The organism is Acinetobacter sp. ABJ_C4_1, from assembly GCF_044538495.1.
In the GTDB taxonomy this organism is placed as follows: domain Bacteria; phylum Pseudomonadota; class Gammaproteobacteria; order Pseudomonadales; family Moraxellaceae; genus Acinetobacter; species Acinetobacter nosocomialis_A.
Genome location: NZ_JBIUCQ010000007.1, coordinates 111874 through 134562, shown reverse-complemented (window position 1 = coordinate 134562; position 22689 = coordinate 111874). Strand labels below are relative to the sequence as shown.

The 22689-nt window shown below is 39.6% G+C and carries 18 protein-coding genes and 2 pseudogenes; 11 read left to right on the top strand and 9 right to left on the bottom strand.

What is annotated here, in order from left to right:
• Positions 1–211: 211 nt before the first annotated feature.
• Together ACIF8R_RS10880 and ACIF8R_RS10875 are read right to left on the bottom strand one after the other, a co-directional pair.
• Positions 212–430, bottom strand: a complete 219-nt coding sequence (locus ACIF8R_RS10880) for a hypothetical protein (RefSeq protein WP_311071823.1) — start codon at positions 428–430, stop codon at positions 212–214.
• A 48-nt stretch (positions 431–478) separates the two neighbouring features.
• The gene (locus tag ACIF8R_RS10875) at positions 479–1072 is read right to left on the bottom strand and encodes a LysE family translocator (protein ID WP_016804773.1); all 594 of its coding nucleotides are present in this window, start codon (positions 1070–1072) and stop codon (positions 479–481) included.
• A gap of 451 nt (positions 1073–1523) precedes the next feature.
• Here ACIF8R_RS10875 and ACIF8R_RS10870 point away from each other — a divergent pair, with 451 nt between their 5' ends.
• Complete coding sequence (locus ACIF8R_RS10870; RefSeq protein WP_396480713.1) at positions 1524–1853, top strand: hypothetical protein; 330 nt, start codon at positions 1524–1526, stop codon at positions 1851–1853.
• A 478-nt stretch (positions 1854–2331) separates the two neighbouring features.
• Positions 2332–2688: a four-helix bundle copper-binding protein gene (locus ACIF8R_RS10865; protein ID WP_263613310.1), complete on the top strand. Its 357-nt coding sequence runs from the start codon at positions 2332–2334 to the stop codon at positions 2686–2688.
• A gap of 601 nt (positions 2689–3289) precedes the next feature.
• Here the strand turns inward: ACIF8R_RS10865 and ACIF8R_RS10860 are convergent.
• The 3 genes from ACIF8R_RS10860 to ACIF8R_RS10850 all read right to left on the bottom strand — a co-directional run bounded on the left by ACIF8R_RS10860 (position 3290) and on the right by ACIF8R_RS10850 (position 6674).
• Positions 3290–3697 carry a GFA family protein gene (locus tag ACIF8R_RS10860; protein ID WP_396480711.1) on the bottom strand — a complete coding sequence of 136 codons (408 nt, stop codon included), beginning with the start codon at positions 3695–3697 and terminating at the stop codon, positions 3290–3292.
• Between the two features lie 28 nt (positions 3698–3725).
• Complete coding sequence (gene cueR / locus ACIF8R_RS10855) at positions 3726–4127, bottom strand: Cu(I)-responsive transcriptional regulator (RefSeq protein WP_004642046.1); 402 nt, start codon at positions 4125–4127, stop codon at positions 3726–3728.
• A gap of 75 nt (positions 4128–4202) precedes the next feature.
• Positions 4203–6674 (bottom strand): heavy metal translocating P-type ATPase, encoded by a 2472-nt coding sequence (locus tag ACIF8R_RS10850; protein ID WP_396480709.1) that lies wholly within the window; start codon positions 6672–6674, stop codon positions 4203–4205.
• A 166-nt stretch (positions 6675–6840) separates the two neighbouring features.
• Between ACIF8R_RS10850 and ACIF8R_RS10845 the strand changes: the two genes are divergently transcribed.
• On the top strand, positions 6841–7041 hold the full coding sequence (locus ACIF8R_RS10845) for a heavy-metal-associated domain-containing protein (protein WP_077164555.1): 201 nt from the start codon (positions 6841–6843) through the stop codon (positions 7039–7041).
• Positions 7042–7093: 52 nt separating this feature from the next.
• Here ACIF8R_RS10845 and ACIF8R_RS10840 read toward each other — a convergent pair whose 3' ends face one another.
• Both ACIF8R_RS10840 and ACIF8R_RS10835 read right to left on the bottom strand, forming a co-directional pair.
• The gene (locus tag ACIF8R_RS10840; RefSeq protein WP_000423280.1) at positions 7094–8053 is read right to left on the bottom strand and encodes a LysR family transcriptional regulator; all 960 of its coding nucleotides are present in this window, start codon (positions 8051–8053) and stop codon (positions 7094–7096) included.
• Positions 8054–8097: 44 nt separating this feature from the next.
• A pseudogene (locus ACIF8R_RS10835) lies at positions 8098–8227 on the bottom strand (hypothetical protein).
• Positions 8228–8333: 106 nt separating this feature from the next.
• Here ACIF8R_RS10835 and benA point away from each other — a divergent pair.
• From benA to ACIF8R_RS10800, 7 genes and pseudogenes are all read left to right on the top strand, one after another.
• Complete coding sequence (gene benA / locus ACIF8R_RS10830) at positions 8334–9716, top strand: benzoate 1,2-dioxygenase large subunit (protein WP_396480707.1); 1383 nt, start codon at positions 8334–8336, stop codon at positions 9714–9716.
• Positions 9713–10232: pseudogene (benB, locus tag ACIF8R_RS10825) on the top strand (benzoate 1,2-dioxygenase small subunit). Before benA ends, benB begins: the two are co-directional and overlap by 4 nt.
• A gap of 52 nt (positions 10233–10284) precedes the next feature.
• The gene (gene benC, locus ACIF8R_RS10820; RefSeq protein ID WP_396480705.1) at positions 10285–11301 is read left to right on the top strand and encodes a benzoate 1,2-dioxygenase electron transfer component BenC; all 1017 of its coding nucleotides are present in this window, start codon (positions 10285–10287) and stop codon (positions 11299–11301) included.
• A gap of 21 nt (positions 11302–11322) precedes the next feature.
• A complete protein-coding gene (locus ACIF8R_RS10815) occupies positions 11323–12108 on the top strand; it encodes a 1,6-dihydroxycyclohexa-2,4-diene-1-carboxylate dehydrogenase (RefSeq protein WP_396480703.1) in 786 nt (261 codons plus the stop codon).
• Between the two features lie 57 nt (positions 12109–12165).
• Entirely contained in the window at positions 12166–13359 is a 1194-nt protein-coding gene (gene benE, locus ACIF8R_RS10810; protein WP_396480701.1) for a benzoate/H(+) symporter BenE, read from the top strand.
• Positions 13360–13837: 478 nt separating this feature from the next.
• Positions 13838–15196, top strand: coding sequence for an aromatic acid/H+ symport family MFS transporter (locus tag ACIF8R_RS10805; RefSeq protein WP_396480699.1), 1359 nt, complete (start codon positions 13838–13840; stop codon positions 15194–15196).
• Between the two features lie 44 nt (positions 15197–15240).
• A complete protein-coding gene (locus ACIF8R_RS10800; protein ID WP_396480697.1) occupies positions 15241–16503 on the top strand; it encodes an OprD family outer membrane porin in 1263 nt (420 codons plus the stop codon).
• A gap of 104 nt (positions 16504–16607) precedes the next feature.
• On the opposite strand, the gene ACIF8R_RS10795 is transcribed toward ACIF8R_RS10800, so the two are convergent.
• Positions 16608–17714, bottom strand: coding sequence for a beta-ketoacyl-ACP synthase III (locus ACIF8R_RS10795; RefSeq protein WP_005802658.1), 1107 nt, complete (start codon positions 17712–17714; stop codon positions 16608–16610).
• A 95-nt stretch (positions 17715–17809) separates the two neighbouring features.
• Complete coding sequence (gene hrpA / locus ACIF8R_RS10790; RefSeq protein ID WP_396480694.1) at positions 17810–21667, bottom strand: ATP-dependent RNA helicase HrpA; 3858 nt, start codon at positions 21665–21667, stop codon at positions 17810–17812.
• Positions 21668–22019: 352 nt separating this feature from the next.
• On the opposite strand from hrpA, the gene ahpC reads away from it, so the two are divergent.
• Positions 22020–22583: an alkyl hydroperoxide reductase subunit C gene (gene ahpC / locus ACIF8R_RS10785; protein WP_003652649.1), complete on the top strand. Its 564-nt coding sequence runs from the start codon at positions 22020–22022 to the stop codon at positions 22581–22583.
• The last annotated feature ends 106 nt before the right edge of the window (positions 22584–22689 follow it).

Below are 22689 nucleotides of genomic sequence, written 5' to 3'. Positions count from 1 at the left end.
CTCATTGAAGAAATGGGCTTAGTGAACACCACTTAGTCCTGAAATGCAAAAATGAGGATTAGGTCACATTTTTGCAAAAACATAGTCCCATAACGACCTTAGATGTTCAATATTTTAATTGTGTCTATACGTTAGTTTGGCTTAATTTTCACCATATAAGACTATAAAACACAAACTCTGCTCATGGTTATTGTTAAATTTAATTTAATAGTTATTCCTCACTGAATGGACCAACTAGTTTATAAATTTTCCCATCTTTTGGATTTTCATAAAGTAAATCCATGTTGGGTAGAATAATCTCATCATCAATTTCAATATGTTCTACACTTTTATGAAGCTCAAGCACATGGTCATTCATGGGTCTAACTTTTGCCAAAGCAATTAATTCTTTATCAAATTGGTCCTTGATAATTACTTTTAATCTTTTCATAAAAATCTCCTGAAAAATAAATTTTTTAATATAAATAATGAGTTAAGTTTAAAATGAGCTAATCGCAGAATAGCCGATTGGCATGGCAAAGAAAGTTAAAATAAATGCAGCTGTACGTTGTAAATTGCGTTGATTTAACCAAGTTACTTTATTTGAAATAAGGACTGTTCCAAACATAATCCATAAAAAAGCAATTGGAGTAATTAAAGATAAAAACACAACAATGTGAATAAAATACAAATGCGGATTTTCCCACGCTGCATGTGGAAAAATCGCCGAAGCAAAGAGTAAAGCTTTTGGGTTTAAAAGTGTTGCAAGAAATAAAGCTTTTGGCGTAATGAGTGGTCGGTCTAATTTAATATCTTCAGTCGATGTCATCCAGAGTTTAAAAGCAAGATAAAGGATGAAACCCGCACTGATCAGCTTTAATATGGCTGGAAGCCATGGAATGAAATGAGATACTGACTCAAGTAAAACACCCCAAGAGGTAATTGCGATTAGGTAACCTATTACCTCTGCCGGAATTAACTTAAGTGAATGCTTTACCCCTGCCTGTATGCCAGCCGAGGCTAATAATGTATTTGTTGGTCCTGGAGTCAGCAAAATAGTGACCACAAGTCCAATAAACAAAAATGACACCATAGGCTAAAAACTCGATTGATTACGCTAGGCGAAATATGTCAAAAACAGTCCTATATTGTCGACAAAATCGTTGTAACAAGAAATATTACAAATACTTTTTATTTTTTAAAATTAGTAGCTTATTAAAAAGTGAATCTTGGTTCATTATAATTTGTTCAATTTTAAATTTGCAAAATTCGTCACACATTTTTTAAAAATACTACTCTAATTTTAAAATGACTTCAAACTACTTAATGATTTATCTTTTAAAATTAAGTCGTTATTTTTGAGTGCTTTTCAATCAACTTCTCTTATTTTTCCTCCATCGAAAAGAAATATCATACGCCTTGAAATTGCTAAATTGATCAATATATATACAAGTGAAAATCGTGATTTTACTGAATAGATGTATTGTTCCCCATCAATTCATTAATCGCCGCTTTCATCGAATTAAATAGTTGATGGAGGATGCATGATGAATGCTTATGTTCGCCCACATCCGGATGGTTTTAAATCTTATTTAGGAAAGGATCAGAAAACCGGTCTTTATACAGTACGGGTTGGTTGGACAATATATGAAACGAATGCCAATGGTTCTGTTTTGTATATTGTTAAAGAGCAAAGTAAAATTCCATTGGATGTAGAAAAGTTTAAAACTGACCGCCCCAAAATCTATGATGCGCTTTTAAATGAAGTGCAATTTCAACGTAAGAAACAATTGGCTATTGACCTTCAAAAGTCCAATATTCCCTCTTATGATCGGAAAGCTTATAAAAAACGGCGCGGCTTTACAGGCTCTTAAAATTATCTAGCAAAGTCAGTAGATACGGAAAAAGCACCCTTGGGTGCTTTTTCGTTTAACGACCAGTCGCAATTAAAATAAACAGGCTCAGTATTAATGTACTTAATGATCGTTTGCAGTGTACGTGGACTTCATGCTCAGCTCCGTGAGCGTACTGTTCAATGTTTTCCATTACGTGTGCCCTTAAAGTTCACACTGATAATTTGCCTAATTTTCATTCATTAAAAAATTAGCCAAAAGTATTATATCGAAATAAATTTTATGTGTGGTTTTGAAGAATTTCTTCTTCGTGCTTCATCATTTTCAAAACTTTAATTAGAAAAGTACATGTAACATTCTTATACGAGGTTAATCACTTATTGAGCATTTGTAGACCTTTCATTTCAAAGTGCCCTATAGGAAAAATGATTTTATAAAATGAAAAAAGATAAAAATATTCGGTTTTTTAATAATAGCCTTTCAAAAGGAGAATATTAAAATGAATAGCTCACAAGAACCAACCCCTTCTCTGTTTAGTCAAGCATCTACTTCTATTCAAGCATGCATTGAATGTATGTTTGCTTGTAAACATTGTGCCTCAGCATGTTTACAAGAAGAACATGTGCATATGATGCGTGAATGTATTAAACACTGTTTAACGTGTGTAGAAACCTGTCAGCTATGCACATCTTTAGAGTTAAGACATTCGGAGCTTGCTGAACAAGCTATGCAATTATGTGCCAGTGCATGTCAACTTTGCGCAGCTGAATGTAGTAAACACGAACATGAGCATTGCCAGATTTGTGCAAAAGCATGTTTAGCATGCGCCCAAGCTTGTCAGGCATATCGTGCTTAACTTCTAGTTAGCGTAAAAACCTACGACCTATTTGGCTCGTAGGTTTTAAAAATTTAAAAAACAAAGAATTAGAAAATTAAAATTTTAGATGAGATGAATAACTACTTTTCTTTAGGCATAAAAAAAACCCGCATCTTGGGGAAAATGCAGGCTCTTAGATCTCCCACAACGACCATGAGTTCATTATTAAGCTTGAACTTTAAACCGTTGACTCAATGTACCTTTAATAAAAATAAATTGCAATACAGAATAGTCTGTATATTTAAAATATTTTGTTATTTTTACATTACTTTTTCATAAATAGTTTAAAAATCTATGATCTTCACAAATAAGGAATAGCTTTTACAGGCATTAAAAAAGCCCGTTTCACGGGCTTTTCTGCAACGGTGAGCAATCTAAAATTTGTGTCTATCCATCTCTTACATGCTCTTTGCTAGCTATATGTAAGGTCTTATCGTATCTTTTGCCCTGTCCCAAGTTTCCCTGTGGATCGAGGAGATATTACGATTACCTTAGGTACAGTTATAGCACATTATTTATTCATGGCTAGTCTTGTTCACGTTTTTTTACAAATGAATAAAATACGATCCAACCTTAATATTTAAGGGTTTTCTACTCTATTTGGATATTGGCGAGCGTCATCACAAATTGGATACCACTTCACTTGTGAATTGACAAAAGCATGAGAGACAACTCGCGTCGATATTTCTTCATTAATGAGTCCTACCCTTAAACGCACCACTTCAGGTTTATCTAAACGTTCACTCCAAATCGGTGAACCACAGGTTTTACAGAACACTCTCTTTTTATTAGGCGATGCAAAATAAGCCTGTAACAGGTTTTCACCCTGCACAACATTTAAGTCTCTTTTTTGTACTTGAGTAATAGCAGCGAAAGCAGCACCTTGGGCTTTTTGGCACTGCGTACAATGACAAACCATAATGGGTTCTAATTCGGCATTAATTTGCAGTTGAATCCCATTACAAAGACAAGAAGCTGTATAAGCCATGATTTTTCCTTTTTTATTTTAATAAAACTTAGCTTACACCCACACCTTTTTCAATGTGATCTAAAATGGCACAAGAAGCTTGCTGGTTGCCGCAGCAATCATCGGCTGAAGCCTGCAAAATATTGACCATTTCTTGAAGATGGGCAATTTTCTGTTTTAATTCGGCAATGTGTTTTACGGTTAAGGCTTTCACCTCTGCACTCTGCCGATCGGTATTTTTCCAAAGCGAAATAAGCTCTTTCATCTGTTCAGATGAAAAACCTAACTCTCGGGCATGTTTTAAAAAGTTTAAAGTTTTAAGATCTGTTTCTGAATAAATGCGATAGCCAGAAGCAGAACGCTGAGCTGCTTCAAGTAAACCGATTTCTTCATAGTAGCGAATCATTTTCGCTGAAATGCCCGAATGTTTGGATGCCTGACCGATATTCATCTCACACCTCAAATATCAAATTTGGTTTAAGACCTGCTGTCATGATCTTAAACCAAAAGTTGATTTTCAGCACCCTTACTGTACTGGCGCATGAAAACGTTTTAAGCGTAATGCATTGCCTAAAACAAAAACCGAAGAAAGTGCCATCGCGCCTGCTGCAAACATAGGTGAAAGTAACACACCAAATGCTGGATATAGTGCACCTGCTGCAATTGGAATAAGTGCAACGTTATATACAAATGCCCAGAACAGGTTTTGACGTATGTTTCGCATGGTGGCTTTACTTAACGCAATTGCGTTCGGTACACCTTTTAAACTACCTGACATCAACACAACATCGGCTGCTTCAATGGCAACATCTGTTCCTGTACCAATGGCTAAGCCAACATCTGCTTGTGCCAGGGCTGGAGCATCGTTAATGCCATCACCTACAAAGGCCAAACGACCATATTGTTTTTGCAGTTGGCGAACTGTGTCTACTTTGCCTTCAGGTAAAACCTCTGCCACAACTTCATCAATGTTCAGCTTTTTAGCAATCGCTTGCGCCGTATGACGGTTGTCTCCTGTAATCATGGCAACCTTGAGACCTAATTGATGCAAGGTCTCAATCGCAGCATAGGTTGTTTCTTTAATTGGGTCTGCCACGGCAATAATTGCTGCAAGTTGCTGATCGATAGCAACATAAAGCGGTGTTTTACCTTCTTCACCTAACTGAGCAGCAATCGTTTGGAATGAGCTGGTGTTTAAACCAAGTTGGTGCATATAACGGTCTGCGCCAATTTGTACTTTCTGGCCTGAAACTTCTGCTTCAATACCTGAACCTGTAATCGAGTTAAATGCTGTTACTGGTAATAAGTTTAAGCCTTCACTCTCTGCTGCTTGAACAATCGCAAGAGCAATGGGATGTTCAGACTTGGCTTCGACCGAAGCAACCAAAGTCAGCACTTGTTCACGCTCAAAACCTGATTGCACATTAAAGTCAGTGAGTGTCGGTTTACCTTCGGTGAGTGTGCCCGTTTTATCAACTGCAACTACTTGAGCTTCTTGTAAAAGTTGCAAAGCTTCACCTTTACGGAACAAGACACCTAACTCGGCACCACGTCCAGTACCAACCATAATAGAAGTTGGTGTTGCAAGTCCCATCGCACAAGGACATGCAATAATCAGTACTGCAACGGCATTCACCAATCCAAAAGTGAGCGCAGGTTCTGGCCCAAAAATAAACCAAACCAAGAAAGTAATTGCAGCAATTAACATCACTACAGGTACAAACCACATGGTGACTTTATCGACTAAGCCCTGAATCGGAAGTTTAGAACCTTGGGCTTGTTCAACCATGCGAATAATTTGTGAAAGTACAGATGAGCTACCCACTGCGGTTGCCCGAATGTTTAGAGTACCGTTCTGGTTGACTGTACCACCGACCACCTGATGCCCTACTATTTTTTCAACAGGAACAGGCTCACCCGTAATCATAGATTCATCAATGTAGCTGTGTCCGTCAACCACTTCACCATCGACAGGCACACGTTCACCCGGGCGAATTTCTACAATAGTTCCACTAGCCACTTCGGCAACTGCAACTTCCACCACTTGACCGTCACGCTGGATACGGGCTGTTTTTGGCTGCATTCCCACTAAATGTTGAATCGCTTGCGAAGTACGTCCTTTAGCTTTTGCTTCAAAATAACGTCCGAGTAAAATCAAACTGACAATTACAGCAGCCGCTTCAAAGTAAACATTGACCGTGCCTTGTGGTAATACCTGCGGCATAAAGGTTGCCACGACTGAGAAACTGTAGGCAGCTAAAGTTCCAACAGCGACTAGCGAGTTCATATCTGGTGCCAAACGCCATAAGGCTGGAATCCCTTTTTGGTAAAAACGGCGACCAGGAAAAACGAGTACTAATGTGGTCAAAACAAACTGTAAAAGCCAGCTATTGTATTGACCAATGGTGTGCATGACCCACATGTGAAAAGCTGGAATGAGATGTGAACCCATTTCCAAAATAAACACAGGTAAGGCTAACACAATCGAAATGATCAAATCTTTTTTAAGCTGGTCTAACTCTGAAGCTTTTTTATCGAGTTGTTCATCTTGATTTTTTTCAGATGCTTTCGCGTCATATCCTGCTTTTTTCACAGCGCGAATTAAGTCTTCAACATTGACTGAGGAATCTGCTTGTACCCAAGCCTGCTCTGTTGCTAAGTTAACTGTGGCTTCTTGAACGCCGTCTACTTTTTTAAGGGCTTTTTCAACGCGTACAACACAAGATGCACAGGTCATACCCTCAATAGACAACTCTATTGGTGCAGCTTTTGGAACATCATAACCTGCTCGTTCAACTGCTTTAACCAGTGCTTCGCGCTGAATCGGTTGATTTGAATAAACAACAGCTTTCTCTGTTGCCAAATTAACATTGGCAATCTCTACATTTTCAACTTTCTTAAGTGCTTTTTCGACACGTCCTACACAGGAGGCACAAGTCATGCCCTCAATTGAGAGTGTTTCACTATATGCTGGCAATTTTGTGGTTTTTGAGTCCATCAAACACCTCTGCAAATCTGCAAAATTTAATATTCTGTATTGAGCATACAGATTCCCATCATGGGAAGGTCAAGCATATTTTTTTAAAAATTTGGTCTTGACCTTACAATCATGACAAGGTTTAGACTCAGTGTTATACAAACAAACATCTCATTCTTGATGGAGTATGAATATGAAACTACTTATTGAAAATATGACTTGTGGTGGCTGCGCACGTGGTGTGACTGCGACGATTCAAGATATCGACCCAAATGCAAAAGTAGATGTAGATTTAGCGACCAAAATCGTGACTGTTGAAAGCAGTGAAAGCGTCGATAAAATTACCGAAGCACTTGAAGAAGATGGTTTCCCAGCGAAAGTGCAATAAAATATAAATACTCCGCATAGCTTCAGCTTTTGAGGCTATGCACCTCCTTTATTTAAAAGTCGATACCATTTGAATCATCTATCGGATTCTGATCAAGTGTAAAGACAGTCCGTTGATAAGGTATCCCTTCTAAGTCATAAACCTGATAAATACAATCAAACAATGACTGTAAATCTTCACTTCGGTCCATTGCCCGTGCTGTAATAAAGATTGGGCTGACCGCGCCATTATCTAAAATCGGAATATAGTTTAAGTGTGGAAATCGAATGGTATCGGCACTTGCTGGAATAATGCAAATCCCTTCTCCCGCTGCGACTAAGCCCAAAGCCAGTTGAATTTCTCGTATCTCATGCATATTTTTCGGAACTAAACTATGTTCGGCAAAAATATTCAAAAGCTGAGTCGAAAAATTAGGTTTCGGCGAGGTGGGATACATAAACATCTTTTCATCAATGAGATCGGCCAGATATACCCCTTCCGTACGCTGTGCAATAGGATGACTCGTATGCGCAGCAACCACCAAGCGTTCTTTACGTAGCAAAATACGTCTCACAGCAGGATCACTAATTCTTAAACGTCCGAAACCGACATCAATACGTCCTTCTTTTAAGGCCTGTAACTGTTCGGTTGTACTTAATTCCATGAGCTGAATATTCAGATGAGGCTGCTGCTGACGAAATAAATAAATGATTCGAGGCAGCAACCCATAAAGTAAAGACCCGACAAAACCAATGGTCATGCTTCTTTCGATGAGACCAATACGCTTGGTCATACTTTTTATTTCTTCAGCGTTCGACAAAAGTTTAACAGCGTGCTGATAAAAGAAATGCCCTGCTGGTGTGGTCTGTAAAGGGCGGCTTCCTCGCTCAAAGAGTTGAATTCCAAGCTCACTTTCCAAATTTTGGATTTGCCGACTCAAAGGCGGTTGAGCAATAAATAGTTTTTCCGCAGCTTTTGTAAAGCTCTGCTCTTCAACAACAGCCACAAAATACCGTAAATGTCTTAGTTCCATAAGGCATCCATACCTTTAAGATATAAAAAAATGCAAATTCAGTCTTAGACACAGTTTAACCATTCTTTTAAGGTATATACAAGAAACAAACCGATGAAGTGATGAATTGCTTTGTGAAAAAGCCCTCTTGCCAATCTTCCAGTGATTCATCTTCATCAATTCACGGTTAAACACCCAGCGCACTCATGCGCTTCATTGACAATATTAGGATATCAAGACCTTGTAGATCGTAGCTAAGGCCTTGGTGACTTCCACACTTTTGGAAAGTCGGAGAACGGACATGCCACGTATTCCTGTAATCAATACTAGCCATCTTGACCGTATTGATGAATTACTTGTCGATAACATCGATACAGGTGAATTTAAACTTCATCGCTCAGTCTTTACTGACAAAGCCTTATTTGACCTCGAAATGAAATACATCTTCGAAGGTAACTGGGTTTACTTGGCACATGAAAGCCAAATTCCAAATAATAATGACTACTACACGACTTATATTGGTCGTCAGCCGGTCATTATTGCCCGCAACCGTAACGGCGAACTCAATGCCATGATCAATGCGTGTTCACACCGCGGAGCACAACTTTGCCGTCACAAGCGTGGTAACAAAGCAACATATACCTGCCCTTTCCACGGTTGGACGTTTAACAACTCAGGTAAATTACTCAAGGTTAAAGATCCAAGCGAAGCTGGTTACTCGGACTGCTTTAACCAAGAAGGCTCACATGACCTTAAAAAAGTGGCTCGTTTTGAGAGCTACAAAGGTTTCTTATTTGGTAGCTTAAATCCCGATGTTCCTTCACTTGAAGAATTCTTGGGTGAAACTACCAAAATCATCGACATGATTGTTGACCAGTCTGAACATGGCCTTGAAGTTTTACGTGGTTCATCTACCTATACCTACGAAGGCAACTGGAAACTCACCGCTGAAAATGGTGCCGATGGTTATCATGTTTCTGCTGTTCACTGGAACTATGCAGCAACAACTCAACACCGTAAAGAAACTCAAGCTGCCGATAACATTCGTGCCATGAGTGCAGGTTCTTGGGGTAAACAAGGCGGTGGCTCGTATGGCTTTGAAAATGGCCACATGTTGCTTTGGACACAATGGGCAAACCCAGAAGACCGTCCAAACTTCCCGAAAGCAGACGAATACACCGAAAAATACGGTGAAGCGATGTCGAAATGGATGATTGAGCGTTCACGTAATCTTTGTCTCTATCCAAATGTTTATTTGATGGATCAGTTTGGTTCGCAAATTCGTGTACTTCGCCCACTTTCGGTTAATCGAACTGAAGTCACCATTTACTGTATCGCGCCTAAAGGTGAAGCACCTGAAGCTCGTACACGTCGTATCCGTCAATATGAAGATTTCTTTAATGCCTCAGGCATGGCAACACCAGACGATTTAGAAGAATTCCGTGCTTGTCAGGCAGGCTACGCAGGGATTGCACTTGAATGGAATGACATGTGCCGTGGTTCAAAACACTGGATTTATGGACCAGACGATGCAGCGAACGAAATCGGTTTAAAACCCATGTTAAGTGGTATCAAAACTGAAGATGAAGGTCTTTATCTTGCCCAACATCAATATTGGTTACACACCATGAAACACGCGATTGCATCAGAGAAAGAAATTGCTGATCAGGGAGAAACAGCATGAGTGCTCAAGACAAAGCAACTTTAGAAAATATTGCTCAGTTTCTCTATCGTGAAGCTCGCTTTTTAGATGATGAACAATGGGAAGATTGGATTGAATGCTATGCACCCGAAGCTTCTTTCTGGATGCCAGCTTGGGACGACGACGATAGATTAACTGAAGATCCGCAATCTGAAATTTCACTTATTTATTATCCAGACCGTCAAGGTTTAGAAGATCGTGTGTTCCGTATCAAAACTGAGCGCTCATCTGCAACCATGCCGGACACACGTACAAGCCACAATATTGCCAACGTTGAAGTTGTAGAGCGCGATGGCGACAAAGTTACTGTGCGCTTTAACTGGAATACCTTGAGTTTCCGTTACAAGACAAATTACAGCTATTTCGGTATGTCACGTTATGTGATCGATTTTTCAGGTGATCAACCAAAAATCTTGAGCAAGTATGTCGTTTTGAAAAATGACTACATCAATCAAGTGATTGATATCTACCACCTTTAAGACATACCCCCTCAGTTAAACGGACTGTTGGCTGAAGGTAAAAGTTTCAAATATTTTGTAGGATACATGCCATGTCAAACCACAATGTTGCACTTCAATTTGAAGATGGTGTTACACGTTTCATTAACGTAGCTCAAGGCGAAACCCTATCTGACGCAGCCTATCGCCAAAAAATTAATATTCCTTTGGATTGCCGTGATGGTGCATGTGGAACTTGCCGCGCATTTTGCGAGTCCGGCAGTTATGACATGCCAGAAGAAACCTATATTGAAGATGCATTAACCCCTGAAGAAGCTGAGCAAGGCTATATTCTTGCTTGCCAATGTCGTCCAACTTCAGACGCCGTATTTCAAATTCAAGCCTCGTCAGATGTTTGCAAAACAGCAATTCATAGTTTCCAAGGTACATTAGCCCGCGTTGAAAACTTATCAGACTCAACTATCACATTTGATATTCAACTTGATGAAGGTCAACCAGATATTCATTTCCTTGCAGGCCAGTACGTCAACGTTGCTATTCCTGAAACTGGCGAAACACGTTCATATTCATTTAGCTCAAAACCAGGCAATCGCTTAACGGGCTTTGTGGTCCGTAACGTACCGAACGGCAAAATGAGTGAATTCCTGAGCAAAAATGCCCAAGCTGGCGACAAAATGACATTTACTGGTCCATTCGGTAGCTTTTATTTACGCAATGTAGCGCGTCCAGTGCTGATGCTGGCAGGCGGTACTGGTATTGCCCCATTTATGTCGATGTTACAAGTGCTTGAAGAAAAAGGTTCAGAACAACCTGTTCGCTTAGTCTTTGGTGTCACCAATGACTTTGATTTGGTTGCTCTAGAAAAACTCAATGAGTTGCAAGCGAAATTCTCTTGGTTTGAGTATCGAACTGTAGTTGCAAGTCCTGAGAGCAATCATGAACGTAAAGGCTATGTCACTGGTCATATTGAAAGTGACTGGTTAAACGGTGGCGACGTCGATGTTTATCTATGTGGACCTGTTCCAATGGTAGAAGCGGTACGTGGTTGGTTAGAAACTGAAAATATCAAACCTGCTAATTTCTTGTTTGAAAAATTCTCTGCAAACTAACTCAAGGTGGAGAAGTTATCTATGTCAAACCGTCAAAGATTTGCCGATAAGGTTGTGATTGTTACGGGTAGTGCCCAAGGTATTGGTCGTGGCGTGGCACTGCAAGTTGCAGCTGAAGGTGGACAAGTCATCATGGCTGACCGCTCTGAATATGTTGAAGAAGTTCTCAAAGAAATTCAGAGCGCAAATGGCAATGCCGTCACGATTAATGCTGACCTTGAAACCTATGCAGGTGCGCAAGCGGTAGTTGCAAAAGCCATTGAACACTATGGTCGGGTAGATATCCTGATTAATAATGTAGGTGGCGCGATCTGGATGAAACCTTTTGAAGAGTTTTCCGAAGAAGAGATCATTAAGGAAGTAAATCGCTCATTGTTTCCAACTTTATGGTGCTGCCGCGCTGTGTTACCCGCCATGATTAAGCAACAATCGGGGGTTATTGTAAATGTATCTTCAATTGCAACCCGTGGTATTAATCGTATTCCCTACTCTGCATCTAAGGGCGGTGTAAATGCTCTAACAGCATCGCTTGCTTTTGAACATGCTAAAGACGGAATTCGAGTCAATGCTGTTGCGACGGGTGGAACCGAAGCCCCACCTCGCAAAGTACCACGTAATGCTAATCCGTTAAGTCAAAATGAAAAAGACTGGATGCAGCAAGTGGTTGATCAAACCATAGATCGAACATTTATGGGCCGTTATGGCACAATTCAAGAACAAGTAAATGCAATTTTATTTCTTGCATCAGACGAAGCATCATATATGACTGGCTCGGTTATTTCAGTCGGAGGTGGAGATCAGGGTTAACCCTGATCTTTTTATATGATTGGGTAAATAATATGATTTGCATGGAGGCAATCAGACATGGCAACCCTGTTCAAGACATTAAAAAATGACTGGTCCATATCAGCAACAGTTGCGGGCTTTCTTGCGGTTTTAATTTCTTACTCAGGCCCACTGATTATTTTTTTCCAAGCTGCTCAGCGTGCTCATGTGTCCACCGACATGATGGTGTCATGGATTTGGGGAATCTCAATTGGTGCCGCCGTTTCAGGTATTTATCTTTCGATTAAATATAAAACGCCTGTCATAACCGCATGGTCAGCACCCGGTACAGCCCTGTTAGTTACTCTATTTCCAAACGTCTCGTTGAATGAAGCAGTAGCCGCCTATATTACTTCTGCCATTGTTATTTTTTTAATTGGTGTTACAGGTTACTTCGACAAATTACTAAAGTGGATTCCGCAAGATGTCGCGGCGGGCATGATGGCGGGTATTCTTTTTCAATTTGGTATTGGTCTATTTACCGCGTCTGATAGCATGCCTTTTATTGTCTTTAGCATGCTCATTGTCTTTTTAATTGCCAAACGTTTAATGCCGCGCTACACCATGATTTGGGTGTTAGCTGCCGGAGTTTTATTAAGCCTCATTTTAGGCAAAATGAATCCGGTTGATGTGAGTTTTAGTTTAGCTATTCCACAGTGGATTAGCCCAGAATGGACATGGAACTCAACACTAAACCTCGCTGTTCCTCTCATTTTAGTCAGCCTAACCGGCCAATTTTTACCGGGCATGGCGATTATGAAACTTAGCGGTTACGACACGCCAGCCAAACCCATTATTACTGTCACCAGTATTGCCTCTTTAGCCGTTGCCTGTGTCGGCGGTATTACGATTGTACTTGCCTCAATTACCGCAGCTTTATGCATGGGTAAAGATGCGCATGAACTTAAAGAAAAACGCTATATCGCAGGAATCGTCAACGGAATTTTTTATATTTTAGGAGGCTTATTTGCTGGCAGTATTGTCATGCTATTTAGCTTACTTCCTAAAGAATTAGTTGCAGCACTGGCAGGTTTAGCCTTGCTTGGAGCGATTGCCACCAATATTTCTGTTGCCATGAAAAATGACAATCAACGTGATGCCGCACTTATTACCTTTTTAGCAACAGCATCAGGCATGCATTTCCTTGGATTAAGCTCAGTCTTTTGGGGTATTTGTATTGGTGTAATCGCCCATTTCATTCTCACCCCACGTTCAACTTCAGCCACAAATTAAGTTTTTTATCTAAGCGCCCGCCACTAAAATAAAACCTCAATCGCCAAATCAGGATGCAAATAATTTGCTAATTCTGACTTGGTGATTTTTATTAAATATAGATTAAATTTCATTTTTAAGATGAATCTCCAAAATAATTAAATAATAGACTTTAGTATTTTGTTTTTATATTTTTACTTCAATTCATAATATAAATTTAGCTATATTTTTAGCTATGATTATCATCAATAAAATCTATAAAAAAACATCTCTAAAATCCTTAAAATTCTCATCATACAATATTTAACCCCATTTTAAAGACACAACAAAACCAACTAAAGAAATAAAAATAAATACATACTTTTCAAATATTTAAATCAACAAAAGCACAATACCCTAAAGACATAAAGATATATCAATTAGGTTTTTGACTCTAATCCAATAACAAAATAGTTTATTAAAAAATAACTCGATGCTTCACAAATTGGAGGTGAAGAAAATGGATACAAGCAAGGTAAATATTAATGAGTTAATTGATAAAGCTAGTTTTACATCTTTCCATTGGAAAGTTTTAATCTGGTGTTTACTTATTATTATTTTTGATGGATATGATTTAGTTATTTATGGGGTTGCTCTTCCTCTGTTAATGCAACAATGGTCATTAACTGCGGTAGAAGCTGGTTTACTCGCCAGTGCTGCTTTATTCGGCATGATGTTTGGTGCCATGATTTTCGGCACCCTTTCAGACAAACTGGGACGAAAAAAAACCATCCTGATTTGTGTCACCTTATTTAGCGGATTTACCTTTATGGGTGCCTTTGCCAAAGGACCAACAGAGTTTGCTATTTTGCGCTTTATCGCAGGTCTTGGGATTGGTGGCGTTATGCCAAACGTCGTTGCGCTTATGACTGAATACGCACCAAAAAAAATCCGCAGTACATTAGTCGCAATCATGTTTAGTGGCTATGCAATTGGTGGCATGACCTCTGCACTACTCGGCGCATGGCTTGTGAAAGATATGGGCTGGCAAATCATGTTTTTAATTGCGGGTATTCCTCTTTTACTACTCCCATTCATTTGGAAATTTTTGCCAGAGTCTCTCACCTTTTTAGTGAAATCGAACCATAGCGAACAGGCAAAAAGTATTGTTTGTAAAATTGCGCCTCAAACTCAGGTAAACGCCAGTACACAACTGGTGTTAAACGAAAGCACCACAACAGATGCACCTGTCCGTGCGCTTTTCCAACAAGGCCGTACCTTCAGCACATTTATGTTCTGGATTGCTTTCTTTATGTGCTTACTCATGGTGTATGCCTTAGGAAGCTGGTTACCTAAACTCATGCTTCAAGCTGGCTATTCATTAGGTGCAAGCATGTTATTCCTGTTTGCACTTAATATTGGCGGCATGGTCGGTGCAATTGGTGGCGGTGCTTTAGCAGACAGATTCCATTTAAAACCGGTTATTACGATCATGTTTATTGTGGGATCAGCAGCTTTAATTCTGCTTGGCATTAATAGTCCGCAATTTATTTTATATAGCCTGATTGCAATTGCCGGCGCTGCCACAATTGGTTCGCAAATCTTACTCTACACTTTTGTTGCGCAGTTCTATCCGACCACACTTCGTTCAACTGGCATGGGCTGGGCATCTGGAATTGGCCGTATCGGTGCGATTATCGGACCAGTTTTAACCGGAGCCCTACTCACACTTGAGCTTCCTCACCAAATGAATTTCTTAGCGATTGCAATTCCGGGTGTAATTGCTGCACTTGCAATATTTATGGTCAATCTAAAAGCCTCTGTTGCCGCACAAACGCCATCAACTTTTAACCCTCAAAACACGCTTACCCAGCAGTAAATATAAATGCGCCGAGGACTGGCGCATCTTTTTGGAAATGGATTATGGAATTACTACACCACTTTAAACCATGTAATTTAGCAATAGCCACATTACTCGGGTTATTGATTAGCTCAAGTTTATGGGCAGCAGATACGGCTCAACAAAGCGAAGATGAATGGAAATTCACGCTAAAAAATGCCTATATCAACCGTAATTTTGATAATGATGCTCTCAAAGATACGGGTAGCTGGTCTCAGGCAGCATCATTATTTTATAAGTCGAAAATGCATGACACTCCGCTGCAAATTGCAGATAAGCCCATTACCATTGGTGCCGATGCTTCTGTTCAATATGCCGTTCGCTTGAGTTCAGATAAACATGTTGCGGACACAGTTTTGCCTTTTAATAAAGAAACTCAGTCACAAGCATCGGACTTCTTAAAATACGGCGCCACTTTAAAACTGGGCTATGACAAAACCCTTTTAAGTGTCGGTGAACTCTGGTTAGACCTGCCTGTAACGGCTGTGGATGCAAGTCGACAATTACTTGCCTCTTATTGGGGAACTAACCTTAAGTCGCAACTTTCAGATCAGCTTTATGCAGAAATTGGTCGGGTTGAAAAAGTCTCTCCACGAAATGAAGAAGACTTTAAAAAGTTTTCGTTCACTTCAAATGGCATTACCAAAGAATCTGATGGTTTAAATTACATTGACCTGCGCTATCAATTTACGCCGTCACTCAAGGGCGAATACTACTTTGGTAATTTAGAAGATCTCTACAACAAACACTATGTAGGGCTTGAGCATAATTGGAAACAACCTAATTTTGCCCTCACCTCTAAGTTTAAATATTTCAATGCAAAAGATGACGGCAATACTTTTGATATTGATGCGCAAAACATTGGGGTGTTAGAAACACTTAAAGTAAAAAATCATACCTTTGGTTTAGGCTACCAACAGATTATGGGTGAGTCGGCTTATCCATTACCGGATGGTTTCTTACCAGAGACCTATTTCATTAACTGGAACGCCACTGGCTTCTTTAAAGAAGATGAAAAGTCTTACCATGTGATGTACGGCTATGACTTTAAAGACTATGTACCTGGCCTAAATGCGATGGTGAAATATGTTTACGGCCATGACTTTAAAGCAGCAAATGGTGAAAAAAACCATGAAACTGAGTCGAATGTGATTTTAAACTATGCGTTTCAACAACCGTTCTTAAAAGGGGTTGCCCTGCAATATATTCGTATTGATTACAACGTTAAACATGGCAATGATTTTGGTGAAGACCGCTTGTTTGTAAACTACACTAAAAAGTTTTAATAACTTTTGATTCAATCTAAGCGGGCTAATTTTAGCCCGCTTTTTTATATTATTTCGCTCATAAAAAAACGCTCTTACGAGCGTTTTTTAATTAATCTTGTAGCTTAAGCAACATGCTTTTGTACAACAATCGAACCTACTGAATAACCAGCGCCGAAAGATGAAATCACGCCATACTCGCCATTATCTACTTCGTGGCCTGTACGGTGTAAAGCAATAATAACGCCTGCTGAAGAGGTATTTGCAAACTCATCTAAAATAATTGGTGCACGGCTTAAATCAGCTTCTTTACCAGCAACATATTTCAAGATTAGTTCATTCATGTTGGCATTCGCTTGGTGTAACCAAAAACGCTTAATATCGTTTGCAGTTAACTGCATTTTTTCCAACTGCGCATTAATGATTTTTGCCACTAACGGACAAACATCTTTAAATACTTTGCGGCCATCTTGACGGAATAACTTGTCGTCAACCACTGCGTCTTCGCTACGGTTTAAGAAACCGAAGTTATTGCGAATGTTGTTTGAAAATTGAGTAAATAAATGAATATCTAAGATTTCAAAACCAGTCTTAGTAGTCGTTTCTTCAATAATAGAAGCCGTTGCAACATCACCAAAAATGAAGTGACAATCACGGTTACGGTAGTCTAGATGACCAGAGGTAATCTCGACATTTACCAATAAAACACGGCGAGCACCTGAACGAATTGCATCTGCCGCTTGTTTCAAACCAAAAGTTGCAGCTGAACATGCAACGTTCATGTCGTAGGCATAACCTTGAATTCCAAGTGCTGACTGAATTTCAATCGCTACAGCTGGATAAGCACGCTGCATGTTTGAACATGCCAAAATTACAACATCGATATCTTCAGCAGTTACGCCTGCATTTTCCATTGCCTGCTTTGCAGCAATCACACCCCACTCTGCTTGAAGTGAAAGTTCATCATTTGAACGTTCAGACAAACGAGGACGTAAACGTGTTGGATCGAGAATACCTGATTTCTCAATCACGTAACGGCGCTTAATACCAGACGCTTTTTCAATAAATTCAGCACTAGAACCACGTAATTCTTCGAGTTCACCTGCTGCAATTTTCTCTGCATTCTCTTGATTATATTGTTCCACATAAGCATTTAAACTGTCGGCCAGTTCTTCATTAGAAATGATTTCTGTTGGGTGAAATAACCCAGTACCTGTGATACGAATGCCCATGTAAAACTCCTAAAAAAATGAATAGGGTCTGTTAATCTTTCATTTATAAATTGCGTTGTAGGCTAAACAAACGCATAAACAAACCCCGATCTATCTTAACTGATTCCCAAACGATCCCATAACTTTTGCAGTCGAGTTGGCGAAATAGGCATCTTGGTTTTCATCGGTTGAGAAAATAAAGAAATGCGAAATTCTTCCAACATCAAATACAATTCTTTGATTCTTGGATCGTTTTTGAATTTAAATACCTTGTCCATCCATGGATCGACATCATCAATAGCGGCATGATCTCGCTGTAGATTATTTGGCAATCGATCTAAACGCAATAGCAGCGCTTTTAAATAACGCGGATATTCTTGCCAAAGATCGACTGGTTGGCAGTAAACAAAATTGCCAAGTGACATGAGATCTAACTGATCTTCAATATCATCAATACTACGTCCAAACACTCCTGCATCAAGCACTAAAAGCTGACGGCGAATTTGCTGCCACTGAATGTAAATATCACTTAACTGCTCAAGTGCTTGTTGACCATGACTCAAAAATTGCTTTTTGACCTGCTCGAGCAGTTTGTTAAATTCATCTGCATTAATTGGCAAAGTTGTAATTGCCATTTGTAACGTTGCATAGACCAACATCTGCTCAAGCTTAGCTTTATCGCCTAAAGGTGAATAAGCCAGCGCGAGCGGTTTTGAAATCTGCTTTTTCAACTGACGAACTAAATCACCCAGTTGCATATGGACCAGACGAATAATCCCTTCACGATGCTGTTTAATGGCTTCAGCCTGATCATTAAAGGTTTGTATAACTACGCCAGACTCATCTTTAGCTTCAATTTCAGCAAAAGTTTTGGTCGGTACCAAAGCTTGATATTGTTTAACAACAACACCTGTCACCTTTTGCGAAGCTTCAAAGGTAAAGTTTTCAGGGAAAGTTTTAAATTCGCCTTTTTGCTGTTTCACTGGACGATGTGTTTCCACTCGGCAACGTGCTTTTAACTCAGGTAAATCACGACCTTTCGCAATCAACTTACCTTTTTCATCAATCACCTTAATAAAAGGCACCAAATATGGATCAATACGTTCAAACGAAAAATCTTTTTCAGTAATTTGCTCACCACGTAAAGCAAAAGCTAAATAACTAAAAATATGCTGACGCAAATGTACAGCATCAATACCCTGCATGAGCTTACGAGCTGTATCAGGAATTGGTACCACATTACGACGTTTGTCTTTTGGTAAAGCTTTAAGTAATGCCTCGATTAAATCTTGGCGCCAACCTGGAATCCCCCAAGACCAGATATTTTCATCGACCTGAGGAAGAGCTTGTACCGGAATTTGAACCGTTGCACCATCTTCATCATGGCTTGGGTCAAAATGATAAGTCGTTGCTAAACGTAGCTGCCCATTATGCAAATGATCTGGGAATTGCTGTGTTGTTGGACGGTCATTGAGCCAAAGTGCATCATCTTCTACAAATAAATAACGTGGATTTTTTGCTTCAACCGTTGCACGCCAGTCTTCAAAACTACTTCGACTTGCAATTTCTTCAGGAATTTTAGAGGCATAGAACTGATAAATCGTTTCTTCATCCACCACCAAATCACGGCGACGCAATTTATCTTCAACTCGTTCAACTTCTTCAAGTTTAAGTAAATTGTGTTTTAAAAATGGCGGAACTGTACCTAAGTTACCTGTGGTTAATGCATCACGTAAGAAAATTTCATGAGCAGCAGGCTGGTCAACTTTCTCAAAATTAATTAACCGTTTTGGCTCAATAATTAAACCAAACAGCGAAATTTGAGCATACGCATTTACAATCCCAGCTTTCTTAGACCAATGCGGCTCAAAATAGTGATATTTCAACAAGTCGCGTGCAGCAAGCAAAATCCATTCAGGATCAATTTTGGCTAAAGTACGTAAATAAACCTGAGAGGTTTCCACCATCTCAAAAGCCATCACCCAAGCAGTATTGGTTTTGTGCAAAGTACTGGCAGGAAAGACTTTCGCCTTTTGTTGACGCACTGCCATAAAGATATTACGTTCATCAGTTTTATTGGCAATAAAAGACAATAAACCTGTCAGCAACGCACGGTGCAGGTTTTCATAGTTCGCAGGTTTTTCATTAAAACTCAGTTTTAAACCTTCAGCTAACTCGACCAATTGTTTATGCGTCTGTTTCCATTCGCGTAAGCGTAACCAGCTTAAGAAGTGCTGCTTGGCAAACTGGCGACGTTTGTTTTCAGACATGCCTGCTTCACCTTTAGGATTTAAAGTCTCCCAAAGTTTTAAATAAAACAGAAAATCTGAATCAGCCTCGCGGAATAAGGCATGCTTTTGGTCAGCCTGCATTTGTTTGTCAGCAGGGCGCTCACGTGGGTCTTGCACTGCAAGCGCACTGACAACCACTAAAATTTCTTTAAGCACCCCGAAATGAGCACCGCCCACAATCATGCGCGCGAGTCGTGGGTCAATTGGCATACGTGCCATCATTTGCCCGACTTTAGTCAGCTCATTTTTCTTCTCGTTAAGTGCACCCAACTCAATGAGTAGTTTTCGACCATCATTGACTAGGCGGAAATCTGGTGGCTCAATAAAATCGAAGTTTTCTAGCTCACCTAAACCTAAACTTTGCATTTGCAAAATAACCGAAGCCAAGTTGGTTCGCTTAATTTCTGGCTCAGTAAATTCAGGACGGCTTAAAAAGTCTTCTTCGCTATATAAACGAATACACACACCCGGAGCAATACGACCACAACGACCTTTACGTTGATTGGCTGCTGCTTGAGAAATAGCTTCAATCGGTAAGCGTTGTACGCGTGAACGGTAGTTATAACGCGATATACGGGCAAAACCACTGTCAATTACATAACGAATATTTGGAACCGTCAGTGCAGTTTCGGCCACGTTAGTCGCAATAATAATACGACGGCCTTTTCCACCTGGACTAAAAATCTTTTGTTGTTCAGAAACAGCTAAGCGCGCATACAAAGGTAAAATTTCGGTGTGTCTTGGCCCGTACTTTTGCAAAGTTTCCTGTAACTCACGAATTTCTTGTTCTGTACTTGAGAAAATCAGAATATCGGCATGTTCAGGATGGCCTTTTTCTTCGGCATCGGCAAAACATTCTTCTACAGCTTGTACGACTGCTCGAGGTAGGTTTTCTTCAAAATCATCAAACTCGTCATCATCACTACCACCAATATTCATCTCTGAAATTGGACGATAACGTACTTCAACCGGATAACTACGACCTTCTACTTCAAAAACTGGTGCATTATTAAAGTAGTTACTAAAACGATTTACATCTAAAGTTGCCGAAGTCACAATCACTTTCAGGTCTGGGCGTTTTGGCAGTAACTGCTTTAAATAACCCATAATAAAATCGATATTGAGTGAGCGTTCATGCGCTTCATCAATAATGATCGTGTCATATTTAGACAAAAAGCGGTCATTGCCCAACTCGGCAAGCAAAATACCGTCGGTCATTAACCGTACGATAGAGTCCTGCGAGCCTTGTTCATTAAAACGGATTTTAAAACCAATCGATTCGCCGAGCTTTTCGCCGACTTCTTCTGCAATACGTTGCGACACGCTACGTGCAGCTAAACGACGTGGCTGAGTATGACCAATCATACCTGTTAAGCCACGACCCGCTAACATGGCAATTTGAGGAAGCTGAGTAGTTTTACCTGAGCCTGTCTCACCTGCCACAATAATAACTTGATGCTTTTGAATCGCTTCAATTAAACGGTCAGCATATTGCGAAACAGGTAAATCCTGATTCAGTTTAATTTTAGGTAGACGTTCAAAACGCTGTCTAACTTTTGCATTAGACTGTTCAAATAATTTTTCAATCTCTGAAGTATCGGCTTTTTTATCTTTACGCAAACGATTTAAACGGTAACGATCTCTCGCCATCACCCATTGATCTATATTTAAACCATTCAGCACAGATAAATTTTCCTGAAAATTCAACAATCCGCTATTTTACGCTTTAATGCTCTTCAGGTAAAACAGTTGGTTTTTTATATATTTTTAATTTTTTAAAATTTTGCCCTTGAATTTTGACTCGCTAGACTTCATGTTGTTATGCAAGTTTCTTTTACGATAACTGTCATTTGATTTACATGTTTTTGCAGTCAAATCGAATACAGTGTTTGGGGACTTAAAAATCGTAAATTTATCACTTATTCAATTTTCCGATTTTAGTCATGTAAAAATACTATTTCCCCAATAAAGAATTTTTATTTATTCTACATCTCGTAAACAAGTTTAAATATAAACCTCAATCATGGAGACAATGATGAGCTTGATTAATACTGAAGTTAAACCTTTCCAAGCAACTGCTTACCACAACGGCCAATTTGTTGAAGTTAACGAAACTAACCTTAAAGGTAAATGGTCTGTTGTATTCTTCTATCCAGCTGACTTCACTTTCGTTTGTCCAACTGAACTTGGTGACTTAGCTGACAACTACGCTGAATTCCAAAAACTTGGTGTTGAAATTTACGCTGTATCTACTGATACACACTTCACTCACAAAGCTTGGCACGACACTTCTGAAGAAATCAAAAAAATCCAATACCCATTAGTTGGTGACCCAACTTGGACTCTTTCTAAAAACTTCGACGTTCTTATCGAATCTGAAGGTTTAGCTGACCGTGGTACTTTCGTTATCGATCCAGAAGGTAAAATCCAAATCGTTGAACTCAACGCTGGTGGTATCGGCCGTGACGCATCTGAACTTCTTCGTAAAGTAAAAGCTGCTCAATACGTACACGCTCACCCAGGTGAAGTTTGCCCAGCTAAATGGAAAGAAGGCGAAGCTACTCTTGCTCCATCTATCGACCTAGTTGGTAAAATCTAATCTCTCTTAGATTTTAAAAACTCAAAGAACCACCCTTTATCGGGTGGTTCTTTTGTTTTGAATAAGCACATCACATTTTCTACTGATACTTTTACAATTATGCCCT